Origin of the sequence: Neisseria sp. MVDL19-042950, assembly GCF_030504625.1 — a bacterium.
In the GTDB taxonomy this organism is placed as follows: domain Bacteria; phylum Pseudomonadota; class Gammaproteobacteria; order Burkholderiales; family Neisseriaceae; genus Neisseria.
In genome coordinates, this window is record NZ_JAUKWH010000018.1 from 1 (window position 1) to 13,495 (window position 13,495).

At 48.4% G+C, this 13,495-nt stretch carries 10 protein-coding genes; 1 reads left to right on the top strand and 9 read right to left on the bottom strand.

Annotated features, from left to right (window positions below):
- Positions 1 to 66: 66 nt before the first annotated feature.
- Entirely contained in the window at positions 67 to 1,647 is a 1,581-nt protein-coding gene (locus Q0X97_RS11305) for an inorganic phosphate transporter (RefSeq protein ID WP_302067538.1), read from the bottom strand.
- 132 nt (positions 1,648 to 1,779) lie between these two features.
- On the opposite strand from Q0X97_RS11305, the gene thiE reads away from it, so the two are divergent.
- Positions 1,780 to 2,397: a thiamine phosphate synthase gene (gene thiE / locus Q0X97_RS11310; protein ID WP_302067537.1), complete on the top strand. Its 618-nt coding sequence runs from the start codon at positions 1,780 to 1,782 to the stop codon at positions 2,395 to 2,397.
- A gap of 303 nt (positions 2,398 to 2,700) precedes the next feature.
- Here the strand turns inward: thiE and arcC are convergent, their stop codons facing one another.
- The 8 genes from arcC to pgaC form a co-directional block, all read right to left on the bottom strand.
- Positions 2,701 to 3,630, bottom strand: coding sequence for a carbamate kinase (arcC, locus tag Q0X97_RS11315; protein WP_302067536.1), 930 nt, complete (start codon positions 3,628 to 3,630; stop codon positions 2,701 to 2,703).
- A gap of 92 nt (positions 3,631 to 3,722) precedes the next feature.
- Positions 3,723 to 4,733 (bottom strand): ornithine carbamoyltransferase, encoded by a 1,011-nt coding sequence (locus Q0X97_RS11320; RefSeq protein WP_302067535.1) that lies wholly within the window; start codon positions 4,731 to 4,733, stop codon positions 3,723 to 3,725.
- A 91-nt stretch (positions 4,734 to 4,824) separates the two neighbouring features.
- Complete coding sequence (arcA, locus tag Q0X97_RS11325; RefSeq protein WP_302067534.1) at positions 4,825 to 6,078, bottom strand: arginine deiminase; 1,254 nt, start codon at positions 6,076 to 6,078, stop codon at positions 4,825 to 4,827.
- Between the two features lie 51 nt (positions 6,079 to 6,129).
- Positions 6,130 to 7,557 (bottom strand): arginine-ornithine antiporter, encoded by a 1,428-nt coding sequence (arcD, locus tag Q0X97_RS11330; protein WP_302067533.1) that lies wholly within the window; start codon positions 7,555 to 7,557, stop codon positions 6,130 to 6,132.
- A gap of 295 nt (positions 7,558 to 7,852) precedes the next feature.
- Positions 7,853 to 8,614 (bottom strand): 3-oxoacyl-ACP reductase FabG, encoded by a 762-nt coding sequence (gene fabG, locus Q0X97_RS11335; protein WP_302067532.1) that lies wholly within the window; start codon positions 8,612 to 8,614, stop codon positions 7,853 to 7,855.
- A 374-nt stretch (positions 8,615 to 8,988) separates the two neighbouring features.
- Positions 8,989 to 11,574 (bottom strand): bifunctional aconitate hydratase 2/2-methylisocitrate dehydratase, encoded by a 2,586-nt coding sequence (acnB, locus tag Q0X97_RS11340; RefSeq protein ID WP_302067531.1) that lies wholly within the window; start codon positions 11,572 to 11,574, stop codon positions 8,989 to 8,991.
- Between the two features lie 368 nt (positions 11,575 to 11,942).
- Complete coding sequence (locus tag Q0X97_RS11345) at positions 11,943 to 12,230, bottom strand: hypothetical protein (protein ID WP_302067530.1); 288 nt, start codon at positions 12,228 to 12,230, stop codon at positions 11,943 to 11,945.
- A 31-nt stretch (positions 12,231 to 12,261) separates the two neighbouring features.
- Positions 12,262 to 13,488, bottom strand: a complete 1,227-nt coding sequence (gene pgaC / locus Q0X97_RS11350; protein WP_302067529.1) for a poly-beta-1,6-N-acetyl-D-glucosamine synthase — start codon at positions 13,486 to 13,488, stop codon at positions 12,262 to 12,264.
- Positions 13,489 to 13,495: the final 7 nt, after the last annotated feature.

The following is a 13,495-nucleotide window of genomic DNA, read 5'->3' on the forward strand; positions in this document are numbered from 1 at the left end:
CAATATCACTTGATGCCGTCTGAAATAAAATGCCATGCCAACCGGAAACGCGTAAAGCGGGCACGATTAACCGAATACCGCCCTCAAGGCCAAGAAACAGCCGACAGATAAAACCGCCGCCGCCGGCAAGGTGATTACCCATGCCAAACCGATTGGTTTCATCAGCGCCCAGTTCGCATTGCGGTTCACCAAGCCGATGCCCAACACCGCACCCACCAAAATATGGGTACTGGATACCGGTAACCCCATCAAAGAAGCCATCATCACCACCGAAGCGGCGGCAAGTTCGGCGGTAAAACCGGAAGAAGGATGCATTTCCGCCAAGCTTGTGCCTACCGTTTGAATCACTTCTTTACCGATAAACCACAAGCCGACTACCAACGCGATGCCGAAAGTGAGCATCGCCACGGGCGGCACGGGAGCCTGAGCGCCGATATCGTTAGTGCGCAGCACATCCATAATGGCGGCGAACGGGCCGATGGCATTGGCGATATCGTTCGCTCCATGGCTGAACGCAAAACCGGCGGCCGTGAATACCTGCATCCAACTGAACATCAAAAACGTCGATTTGCCCAAATCTTTACGCTTGAGTGTTTTGGCATAAATAAAGGTTGCCATCCAAATGGCGGCACCGATCATAAAAATGGTTAAGAAGCTGCCGACGTTGGTCATGCCCAATTCCAGATTTTTCAACCCTTTGAAAATAAGCATGGCCGCAATCATCATACCGCCGGCGGAAGCAATCAGCGGCACCCACGAATGAAGGGCTTTATAAGCATCGATATTATGCTTGCGGTTATCTATGTCATACAGCCCTCTGTAATAAGAAGACTCCAACTCGCTGGGATCAAAATCGCCTTCGCCGTAAATCTGCGCATCGCGTGCCATCGCAGAAGCGCATTCGATTTTTTCAGATTCATCAAGGCTTTCAAAATACAGGCGGTGCTGTTCTTTATAAGTTTTTTTCTCCTGCTTGATTCTTTTCAAACGCTCTTCGGCATCGGTGTTGTAATCCAAAACATGCCTTTTGATTTGCGAAAACAAAAGATAAGAAACCAAACCGCCCAGCACGGGGGAAAGCACCCATGAAACAGCAATTTCCGCTACATTTTTCCATTGAACCAACGCAAACGTGTCGTCGTTGCCGCTAACAAAGCCCAAACACAACGCGCTGCCGACAATACCGCCGATAATGGCATGCGTGGTAGAAACCGGCAGCCCTTTCCTACTGGCAAACAGCAGCCATAAAGCCGCCGCCAGCAAAGCAGACATCATAATATACACAAACTGCATCGGCTCGGGCTCCATGCCGTTAAGGTCGATAATCCCTTTACGGATGGTATCGGTTACCTGCCCGCCCGCAATTACCGCACCGCTTACCTCGAAAATAGCGGCAATCAACAGAGCCTGCGGAATGGTAAGCGTACCGGCTCCCACACTGGTGCCGAAGGAGTTGGCCACATCGTTGCCGCCGATATTGAATGCCATAAACACGCCGAACAATGTAGCCAGCAGGAACAAAACGACATGATTGTGCTGAGTATAGCCGAGGCCCCACACAATAAAATAACCGACCATGCCGATGAGCAAAGCAGTAAAAATAAAATTGATTTTCTGTATACTTGAGCTTGTCGGGGTTTGAGCCATGCTTTTTTCCTTAAACACAAAACACGAGAAGTGCGGTTGCAGATACCATATACTTTATTACAGAATGATGACAGGAATGTGACAATTTTGAATATTATAAAATCAAAGGCCGTCTGAAAGGAATTTATGAGTATGTTTTTCAAGCCTATTTACGCACCATTAAGATTTTACGCCGTCGTTCCCACCGCCGAATGGGTAGAACGGATGGTAAAAGCCGGTGCCGATACCGTGCAACTGCGAAACAAAGAACTGCACGGCGACAATCTGAAAAAAGAAATCGAGCGCAGCGTTGCCACCTGCAAAGGCACGTCAACCCGGCTTTTCATCAACGATTACTGGCAAGAGGCCATAGCAGCCGGAGCATACGGCGTACATTTGGGCCAAGAAGATATGAATGAAGCCGATCTCGCAGCCATTGCCGACGCAGGCTTACGCTTAGGATTGAGCACACACTCCGTCGCCGAGTTAGACAGAGCCTTATCCGTACGCCCCAGCTATGTCGCCAGCGGTGCCATTTTCCCGACCACAACCAAAAAAATGCCGACCGCACCCCAAGGGTTGGATAACTTGCGCCATTACGTAGCGCAGGCAGGCGATACGCCTGTTGTGGCCATCGGAGGCATTAATCTGCAAAACGCCAAAGAAGTTTTGGCAACCGGCGTATCTTCCCTGGCGGTGGTACGCGCCGTAACCGAAGCCGATAATCCCGAAGCAGTGGTAAAAGCTTTTCAATCGTTATGGGATAATTGAATCCGAAACCGGCCTTCAAAATTACCGCGCTGCCTTTGTTTAAGAAAGCCTTCAACAATACAGGTTTTTTCTACGCCGCCCCAAACTAGCGCAAATGCGTCATCAAATGCACACGAACCAAATGAACCGCCTTATGTAACGAAAGACGGCATATGGGGATTTCACCAAAGCCTCACGCTTCAAATACCGGCAAATCAAATCAGCTATATACGCCCGCTGCAAATTGATTAAAAAGTTTTCAGACGGCCTTGAGGCCGTCTGAAAACTTCAACCATGCAAACGCTTTATCGCAGCATCGCCCGATTAACGGTAACGGATGCCTGTTTCAGCCGTGCTGACGCACGTACCGGCTTCTCCCCGAACAATCGCTTCGATGTCTGCCAACGCGCCGATAACAGCCGTTTTACCGGTATTTTCAGCAAACTCGCATGCCGCTTGGATTTTCGGCCCCATCGAACCGGCCGGGAAAGACAAATCGCGCAATGCTTGCGGATGAGCGGCCGCAATTGCTTTTTCGTCTTCTTTGCCCCAGTTGACGTAAGTCGCATCGACATCGGTGGCAATAACCAGCAAATCGGCATTCAACTGCTCGGCCAACAATGCCGAACACAAGTCTTTGTCGATAACCGCTTCCACACCGGTCAGTTTTCCGTCTTTATCGAAGAACGTGGGAATACCGCCGCCACCAGCACAAACAACCACAGTACCTTGTTGCAGCAACCATTTAACCGGACGTATTTCAAAAATACGTTTCGGGCGCGGGCTGGCTACCACACGACGGTATTTATCGCCGTCTTGAGCGATGCTCCAACCTTTGGAGGCAGCCAATTTTTCCGCTTCTTCACGGCTGTAAACGGGGCCGATGGGTTTGGTGGGATTTTGGAAAGCCGGGTCGTTTTTATCGACTTCGACTTGAGTCAGAAGTGTGGCAAACGGCACGTCCTCCGGCAGCAGATTGCCCATTTCCTGCTCAATCATGTAACCGATCATACCCTCGGTTTGGGCACCCAGTACATCGAGCGGATAAGTTTCCACTTCAGGATAAGCCGCACCCTGCAAAGCCAGCAAACCCACTTGGGGGCCGTTACCGTGGGCGATAACCAACTCGTTTCCCGGTTGAACTTTGGCAATCTGTGTAGCGGCCAAACGCACGTTTGCACGTTGGTTTTCGGCAGTCATCGCTTCGCCGCGTTTCAATAAGGCATTGCCACCCAAAGCAATCACGATACGCATTTCATGCTCCTCGCTGTATATTCAAAAATAAATTTCACAAATTATTTGAAAATCAGGACAGGCCTGACGGCCTGCCCTGATCGGCTATATACTTACAATCCGCCCAAAGACGATACCAAAACTGCTTTAATGGTATGCATACGGTTTTCGGCTTGGTCGAAGGCGATATTGTATGGAGATTCGAACACATCTTCGGTAACTTCGATACCGTTAGCCAAATGCGGATATTTTTCGGCAATTTGTTTACCAACTTTGGTATCGCTGTTATGGAAAGACGGTAAGCAGTGCATGAATTTAACGCGGGGATTGCCGCTTGCTTCCATCAGGGCCGTATTCACTTGGTAAGGCAGCAACATGTCGATACGTTGTCCCCATGCTTCGATGGGTTCGCCCATAGATACCCATACGTCGGTATGGATGAAGTCCACACCTTTCACAGCTTCTTTCGGGTCTTCGGTCAGCATGATGCGTGCGCCGCTTTCTTTGGCAAACTCACGGCATTTTTCAACCAGCTCTTCACTCGGCCATAAGGCTTTAGGTGCGGCAATGCGTACATCCATACCCAGTTTGGCACCTACCAGCAAGAGAGAGTTCCCCATATTGTTGCGGGCATCCCCCAAATAAACGTAGCTGATTTCGTGCAGCGGCTTATCGCTGTTTTCTTGCATGGTCATCACGTCGGCCAGCATTTGGGTGGGGTGATATTCGTCGGTCAAGCCGTTAAACACCGGAACGCCGGCGTAGTCAGCCAATTCCTGTACGATTTTTTGGCTGAAACCGCGGTATTCGATACCGTCATACATACGACCGAGCACGCGGGCGGTGTCTTTCATGGTTTCTTTATGACCGATTTGGGATGAAGTCGGATCGATGTAAGTAACATTGGCACCTTGGTCGTAAGCAGCTACTTCGAAAGCACAACGGGTACGGGTGGAAGTTTTTTCAAAAATCAGAGCGATATTTTTTCCAAGCAACGTTTTTTGCTCGGTGCCGTTGTATTTCGCACGTTTCAAATCGCGCGCCAAATCCAACAGGAAACGTAATTCTTTTTCGCTGTGGTTAACCAAACTCAACAGATGACGATTATTCAAGTTAAATGACATAGTAACTCTCCTTCTTTAATTTAAAGGGCTGCCAGAAAACCGATAAGCAGCATTCCAAGCAGCTCCGAACTTAACAATGTAAACCGATTGATTAATAATCCACAGCATCACGAATAATCGGGCAAGTCATACAGCGACCACCACCACGGCCTCTACCCAGCTCGGCAGAATTGATAGTAATCACTTCCACACCGGCTTTACGCAATAAGGTATTGGTATAAGTATTGCGGTCGTAGCCGACTACTACTCCCGGTTCCAAAGCGACAACGTTATTACCGTCGTCCCATTGTTCCCGCTCGGCCGCATAATCGTCGCCGCCGGTTCTTACTATACGCAGTTCTTTAAGTCCCAGAGCCTCAGCCACTACGTCAACAAATGCTTTTGATTCTTTGCGCACATCCAGTCCGCCCGGTTTGCCTTCATCGGGGCGCAAGCTGAACGCTGTAATGTTATCAACCACTTCCGGGAAGATATTAACCAGATCGCGATCGCAGAAAGTAAATACGGTATCCAAGTGCATGGCCGAACGGATTTTCGGCAGAGCCGCAATAATCACGCGTTCGGCAGCCCCTTCTGCGAACAGCTGTTTAGACAGTTGGGTAACGCCTTCCAACGAAGTACGTTCACCCATACCGATCAACACGATGCCTTTGCCGATAGGGAACACGTCTCCGCCTTCCAATGTGGCTTTACCATAATTTTGATCGGGATCGCCCCACCAAACTTTGAATTCTTCTTCGGCAAACAAAGGATGGAATTTATAAATGGCCGAAGTCAATAAAGTTTCTTGACGGCGTGCCGGCCAATACATCGGATTCAGGGAAACACCGCCATAGATCCAGCAGGTATTGTCGCGGGTAAATTGTGTATTCGGCAGAGGAGGCAATACAAAACCGGCATTGCCTTGGGCGGCACGCAATAAAGCACCGACATCACCATTGATATCAGACGGCAAATCGTTAACGCTGACACCGCCAATCAAAAATTCGGCTTGTTGACGTGCGTTCAATCCTTCAAACCAAGAACGCAGTTCGTTCATGATGATTCCGCTCACGTTATTGGCGGTGATTTTACGATCCAGAATCCATTTCAACGCTTTCGGGTCGCTGATGGTTTCCGCCAACAAGTTATGCATTTCCAATACTTCGACGCCGCGTTCGCGCATTTTGGTAACAAAGTCGAAATGGTCACGTTTGGCTTGGCTAACCCACAATACATCATCAAACAGTAAATCATCACAATTGTCGGGAGTCAGGCGAGTATGAGCCACCCCCGGAGAGCACACCATCACTCGTCGCAATTTACCGACTTCTGAATGAACACCTAATTTGTTAGTGTTTTGCATGATACAACTCCTTTAATTGATAAAACACAGTTAAACGATAGAGAAGCAAACCTATAAAGTCAGGGAACCATCAGCCAACCCTGCTGCAGCCACTATGGCACCGATTACCACCACTGCAAAATAAAATTTTTCCGCATTAGTGAAAACAAGTTGTTTGTTTTCAAGCCTTGCCTTGATATAAAGGATGGCCCCGGGCGCATACAACAAGGCGGACAGCAACAAGTATTTCACACCTGCAGCATACAGAAGCCACACACTATAAGCGACTGCAATTGCACCGATTAATATATCTTTACTACGTTGAACATCATTGGCTTCATATCCCTCGCTACGTACCGCAATCATTACCGCATAAACGGTTGAGAAGAAATACGGCATCAGAATCATGGAAGTAGCCAAATACAGTAACTCCAAATAAGAGCTGCTGGAAAACAGAGTAATAATCAGGAAAACTTGAATTGAAATATTTGACACCCACAGCGCATTCGCAGGCACGCCATTTTTATTTTCTTTATGGAAGAAAGCCGGCATCGTTTTATCTTTGGATGCTGAGTAAAGAATTTCGCCACACAGCAAAGTCCAAGACAACAAGGCTCCCGCCAAAGAAATAATCAAACCGATGGAAATGAATGCAGCACCCCAAGAACCAACCACATGCTCCAACACATAGGCCATAGAAGGGTTTTTCAAAGCAGCCAGTTCGGGTTGGGTCATAACACCGGCAGACAACACATTAACCATTACCAACAATGAAAGCACGCCGATAAAACCCAGCACGGTCGCTTTACCCACATCCGAACGCCGCTCGGCACGGGCAGAATATACACTGGCACCTTCGATACCGATGAATACCCAAACCGTTACCAACATCATGCTCTTAACTTGGTTCATCACGCTGCCCAGTTCGACATTGCCCTGCCCCCAAAAATCGTTGGTGAAAATATCCATTTTGAAAGCAACGCCGGTTAAAGCGATAAATGTAAGCAACGGCACCACTTTGGCAACGGTAGTGATGAGGTTGATAAACGCCGCTTCTTTAATACCGCGCAACACTAAAGCATGCACACACCATAGCAGGATGGATGCTGCAATAATCGCCGCCGTAGTATTTCCTTCGCCAAAAGCAGGAAAAAAATAGCCCAACGTGCCGAACAACAATACCAAGTAACTAACGTTGCCGATCCAAGCACTGATCCAATAACCCCAAGCCGAAGAGAAGCCCAAGTAGTTGCCGAATCCTGCTTTTGCATAGGCATACACACCGTTATCCAAATCCGGCTTACGGTTGGCCAATGTTTGGAATACAAACGCCAACATCAACATACCGATGGCGGTAACCCCCCAGCCGATCAAAATGGCACCGGCCTCGGCACCGGAAGCCATATTCTGCGGGATAGAAAAAATGCCGCCTCCAACCATGGAGCCGACGACCAATGCGATCAATGAACCTAATCGTAATTTTTGTGTGCTGTCAGACATTTTGTTACTCTCCTTTTACAGAAGGTTTAAACTGATATTTCAAAAGCAATAATACTAATTTGAATACTCTAATATCATATTTCAGGTACTATTCTAGACCTAATAGAGAAATAGGCTATTGATTTTGGTCAAGGGTTAGAATTTAGTGTTTATAGGATGATAAAGCATTGGCATTAGTTCCTATAATCTTTAAAAGAATTAAAATTTTATAAAAAAACTCTTTATTTCTTCCTAAAATCATGCAGGCCGTCTGAAAAGTCTTTCAGACGGCCTGATCAAATTCACATCAACCCAATTACAATAACGCTTCCGGCGATTCCGGCAAAATCTGCCCGCCATCTACAATCAATGTTTGGCCGGTAATATAGGCAGCTTCACGGCTGGCCAGAAAACAAGCTGCGTAGCCGATGTCTTGCGGTTTACCGAGGGTATGCGTCGGGATGGCCGCCCGCATTTGTGCCAGATAAGTTTCTCCCTGCGCTTCCAACCCTTCGGTCAAAATGTTACCCGGCATCACGGCATTGATGGTAATGCCGAAACGCGCATACTCAAGTGCTGCGCTGCGCATAAACCCGAGCTGCCCTGCTTTACTGGCACCGTAATGGCTCCACCCCGGGAAACCGGTAACCGGGCCGGTAATCGACGAAGTAATCACAATCCGCCCGTAATTCTGCGGCCGCATCACATTTAAGGCGGCCTGAACGATAAAAAATGTGCCTTTCAAATTAATGCCATGGGTTTCATCCCAATCGGCTTCACTCATCTCAGCCAAGTTTTTTTGCGGGAAAATACCCGTGTTCGAGCACAAGATATCAAGTTTGCCATGCTGCTTCACCACCTGCTCTACCGCATCACGGCAACTTTGCTGCGAACGCACATCCAGATACTGATAATGCCCGCCCAATGCCACCGCCGTTTGCTCTCCATGCTCACGGTCGATATCGGCGATAACAACATTCGCTCCTGCTTTTTTCAGCACTTCGGCAATGCCTTTACCGATGCCTTTGGCACTGCCGGTGATTAACGCCGTTTGGCCGTTCAGGGAAAATAAGTTCATCGTCGTCTCCTTGCACTATAAATATTTCTCACAAAATAATCACTTTTATCTTCTAAGCACTTATCGAAAGTTTAGCACGATCATCCGCAGCCATCACGAATACCCAAGCCTCGGATAACCATATCGCCTTATTGATTAACGGCTTGTCGAAATTAACCAAACAATACGGCAACACTTCTATAGCACCATGGCGAAATCCAACCCTTATAGCAAGTGAAGGCATCACATCTTACCGACTATGATGCAAACCGATAAAACGGGCCAACCAAGCACTCGGCTTACTCCCAATAAAAAACGGAATGGCCATCACCATTCCGTTTTTAAGACGGCCTCCTCTAACACAGAGAGGCCGTCTTAAATCTTAAAGATAAACTTTACACACTTACTGTTTCCGCCACTTCGTTGTAGCTGTCGATTTCATTGAAGTTCATGTAGCGATAGATTTGTTCGCCCTGCTCGTTGATGATACCGATGTTGGCTTGGTATTCTTCAACAGTCGGGATTTTACCCAATTTCGAGCAGATCGCTGCCAACTCGGCAGAACCCAAGAACACGTTGGTGTTTTTACCCAAACGGTTCGGGAAGTTGCGGGTTGAAGTCGACATTACGGTTGCACCTTCGCGTACTTGTGCTTGGTTACCCATGCACAATGAACAACCCGGCATTTCCATACGCGCACCGGCGCGACCCAATACGCCGTAGTGGCCTTCGTTAGACAATTCTTGCGCATCCATCTTGGTCGGCGGGGCTACCCACAAGCGCACCGGAATATCGCTCTTGCCTTCCAACAGTTTGGAAGCGGCGCGGAAGTGGCCGATGTTGGTCATACAAGAACCGATAAACACTTCGTCGATTACAGTGCCTGATTTTTCAGACATGAAGCATACGTCGTCCGGATCGTTCGGGCAGGCGATAATCGGCTCTTTGATGTCGTCCATGTTGATTTCGATAACGGCCGCGTATTCGGCGTCTTTATCTGCTTCCAACAATTGCGGATCAGCCAACCATGCTTCCATAGCTTTGATGCGGCGCTCCAAAGTGCGCGGATCTTTATAGCCGTCTGCAATCATATTTTTCATCAATACGATGTTTGATTTCATGTATTCGATGATCGGCTCTTTGTTGAGCTTCACAGTACAACCTGCGGCAGAACGCTCGGCAGAAGCATCAGACAATTCAAACGCTTGCTCCACTTTCAAATCAGGCAGACCTTCGATTTCCAAAATACGGCCTGAGAAGATGTTTTTCTTACCGGCTTTGGCTACGGTCAGCAAACCTTGTTTGATGGCATACAACGGAATGGCGTTTACCAAGTCGCGCAGGGTGACGCCCGGTTGCAGTTTGCCGCTGAAGCGTACCAATACAGACTCCGGCATATCCAAAGGCATTACGCCGGTTGCCGCCGCAAACGCTACCAAGCCCGAACCTGCGGGGAAAGAGATACCCAATGGGAAACGGGTGTGTGAGTCGCCGCCGGTGCCGACAGTATCGGGCAGCAGCAAGCGGTTCAGCCATGAGTGGATCACGCCGTCGCCCGGACGCAAAGCCACACCGCCACGGGTAGAAATGAATTCAGGCAGCTCTTTATGGGTTTTCACGTCAACCGGTTTGGGATAAGCCGCGGTATGGCAGAAAGACTGCATCACCAAGTCGGCAGAGAAGCCCAAGCAGGCCAAGTCTTTCAACTCGTCGCGGGTCATCGGGCCGGTGGTGTCTTGAGAACCAACGGTAGTCATACGCGGTTCGCAGTAAGTGCCCGGGCGTACGCCTTGGCCTTCGGGCAAGCCGCAGGCACGGCCGACCATTTTTTGTGCCAAAGAGAAGCCGGCTTTGCTTTCGGCAGGTGCTTGCGGCAGGCGGAATTCGGTAGATGCGGGCAAGCCTAAAGCTTCACGGGCTTTGGCAGTCAGTCCGCGACCGATAATCAGGTTGATACGACCGCCGGCTTGTACTTCGTCCAGCAATACTTGTGATTTCAATTGGAATTCGGCCACGGTTTCGCCGTTTTTCACAATCTTGCCTTCGTAAGGCAGGATATCGACTACATCGCCCATTTTCAGTTGCGATACGTCAACCTCAATCGGCAATGCGCCTGAGTCTTCTTGAGTGTTGAAGAAAATCGGCGCGATTTTGCCGCCCAAGCATACGCCGCCGTAGCGTTTGTTCGGTACGAAAGGAATGTCCAAACCGGTATGCCAGATTACGGAGTTGGTGGCAGATTTACGGGAAGAACCGGTACCCACTACGTCGCCCACATAAGCAACGGGGTGGCCTTTGGCTTTCAATTCTTCCAGCAGTTTGATGGGGCCGACTTCACCGGGTTTGTCGGGGTTGATGCCGTCACGCGGGTTTTTCAGCATGGCTAACGCGTGCAGCGGAATGTCGGGGCGGCTCCATGCGTCGGGAGCGGGAGAGAGGTCGTCGGTATTGGTTTCGCCGTCTACTTTGAATACAGTAACGGTGATTTTTTCAGGCACTTTTTCGCGTGAAGTGAACCATTCGGCATTGGCCCAAGATTCCAATACGGCTTTGGCGTGTGCATTGCCTTTTTCGGCTTTTTCTTGAACGTCGTGGAAAGAGTCGAACATCAACAGGGTGTGTTTCAAACCTTCGGCGGCAATGGGCGCCAGTTTGTCGTTGTCGAGAAGCTCAATCAGCGGGTGGATGTTATAGCCGCCGAGCATGGTGCCCAAGAGTTCGGTTGCGTATTCGGGAGACACCAGCGGGCTGGCTGCGCTGCCTTCGGCTACGGCTGCGAGAAAAGATGCTTTGACTTTGGAGGCATCGTCCACACCGGGCGGCACACAGTTGGCGAGCAGGTCTACCAAAAACTCACCTTTGCCTGCGGGCGGGTTTTTCAGCAATTCAACCAGATCGGCGGTTTGCTGGGCGGTGAGCGGAAGGGCGGGAATGCCCAGAGCTTCGCGCTCTGTGGCGGCTTTGCGATAGGCTTCTAACATCTCTTTGTTCCTTAATGGTGGTTTTTCTTTTGTGTTTTACTACGATGTAGTACGCAGTAGTCGGTTAATCATAAACTAAATTTGTACAAATAGGAACTTCCTTTTTATGTATGCTTTACAGCCTCTATCAGGAATTTTAAGCTCCCATAAAAACCAAAAATATGCATGCAACTTAGGCATAACCAGCACAGTAAAATGTCGGCATTGCTCTCCATATAAACAAGAGAGTGAACGGCACACTGTACGAAAATATACTGCGGACTGGGTCTTTGCAAAGGTGTCGTCTATACTAAGTAGTGTTCACACTCCATGCCCATGACAAAGGCCGCCTGAAACATATTTTCAGACGGCCTCCTTTTAATATTCGGTTAAGAAAATTTCTTTCTTGTAACACAAATAGACCATATCAGCAGGATATTCAGCTGGACGAGTACGAAAGCAACAGATACTTTAAGCAGGTCTGCCAGTGTCCATGCTCCGATAATGGGATTATACAGCAAAGTCCGATGATCATTGATAATGAAATAGGCAGTTAACAACCATAACACCCACGTTGTCATGAAAATCAATAAACTTTTAGTACTAATAGTGAGGTTAACATTGCGTGCCTTGTTGATAATCATCAATTCGCGTAAATCTTGTGCTTGTTCTCTCATATATGTTTCTCCTTTCTCTACGTCATACGGCTTACTGCACGCCGCGGTCAGGGCTGATCCAAGTAGCTTTTCTCTGTTTGTCACGCAAAAGCGCTTTCGGGAAGCCATGCATCAAGGTAATGCTGTTAATCAGCCAAAAAGCATAGGGATACCAAATACAACTGATAAAATAACGCAGCAGCTTTCTTTCATAACGGCTGTCAATAAACATGCTCACGGAAAACTGCAAAATAAACATCATGAAGGTAATCAAACTCGTTACCTTGATGAGCGTGAAATCGGTATTGCCGACAACAAAATAGTCAAAAATGTGCACTATAGTAAAAGCGAACAGAGAATACGCCCAAAGCAAGGTAATGAAATATTCGAAATACAAAGGCCACAAGCGGGCATTTTTCAATTGCCACACACTTTTGAAATATTTCAAAATAACTTCCGCACCGCCCTGCGCCCAACGCAAACGTTGCCGGTATAAACCGCGAACGGTTTCGGGCATCAGCACCCAACAGAGTGCCCTTGGCTCGTAGGCAATGTTGTATCCGGCGATTTGGGTTTTCCAACTGATATCGATATCGTCGGTAATCATGTTATCGCTCCAACCACCGATGCGTCTCCACACATCTTTACGGATACACATAATCACACCCGATACGGTAAATAATGTACCCACTACGCTTTGAGATCGTTTAATCAGCCCGATAATGGAACTGAATTCCGCCACTTGGAGTTTCCCTAACACGGTACTGCGGTTGCGCACCCGCGGATTACCGGTTACCGCTCCTAAATCAGGGTTATCTTCCAAATTTTGAATCATGTACTCGATGGCGCTGTAATCAAGAATGGCATCTCCATCGATACCGACTATGTATTTACCTACCGCGTGTCGTGCGCCATTATTCATGGCGGACGCTTTGCCACCGTTCGGCTGATCGATAACAACGATTTTTTCCGCTTCCTTTGCCCACTTTTGAATAATGCTCAACGTATCGTCGGTGCTGCCGTCATTAATGAAGATCAGTTCATAGTTGGGATAAGTCAGGTTAAGTAGGTGCGGAATAGACGTATCAAGATTATCCGCCTCGTTGTAACAAGGAATCAGCACACTCACCATAGGGGCGTGTTCCTGAAACATGAATTCAGGTTCGTCGGCACGATTTTCCCAGAGCAAAAAATAAAAAATGCCGGAAATCGTCCAATATACGGCCATCACACCAGGATACAGCATGACAAATACGGCTAAATAATCGTGCCAGTCCATTTGGATT

What these genes read in the sequence shown, in the direction of transcription:
- thiE (WP_302067537.1), top strand. Translation starts at nt 1,780, where the DNA reads ATGTTTTTCAAGCCTATTTACGCACCATTAAGATTTTACGCCGTCGTT.
- pgaC (WP_302067529.1), bottom strand. Translation starts at nt 13,488, where the DNA reads ATGGACTGGCACGATTATTTAGCCGTATTTGTCATGCTGTATCCTGGT.
- arcD (WP_302067533.1), bottom strand. Translation starts at nt 7,557, where the DNA reads ATGTCTGACAGCACACAAAAATTACGATTAGGTTCATTGATCGCATTG.
- Q0X97_RS11305 (WP_302067538.1), bottom strand. Translation starts at nt 1,647, where the DNA reads ATGGCTCAAACCCCGACAAGCTCAAGTATACAGAAAATCAATTTTATT.
- arcA (WP_302067534.1), bottom strand. Translation starts at nt 6,078, where the DNA reads ATGCAAAACACTAACAAATTAGGTGTTCATTCAGAAGTCGGTAAATTG.
- Q0X97_RS11345 (WP_302067530.1), bottom strand. Translation starts at nt 12,230, where the DNA reads ATGAGAGAACAAGCACAAGATTTACGCGAATTGATGATTATCAACAAG.
- arcC (WP_302067536.1), bottom strand. Translation starts at nt 3,630, where the DNA reads ATGCGTATCGTGATTGCTTTGGGTGGCAATGCCTTATTGAAACGCGGC.
- fabG (WP_302067532.1), bottom strand. Translation starts at nt 8,614, where the DNA reads ATGAACTTATTTTCCCTGAACGGCCAAACGGCGTTAATCACCGGCAGT.
- Q0X97_RS11320 (WP_302067535.1), bottom strand. Translation starts at nt 4,733, where the DNA reads ATGTCATTTAACTTGAATAATCGTCATCTGTTGAGTTTGGTTAACCAC.
- acnB (WP_302067531.1), bottom strand. Translation starts at nt 11,574, where the DNA reads ATGTTAGAAGCCTATCGCAAAGCCGCCACAGAGCGCGAAGCTCTGGGC.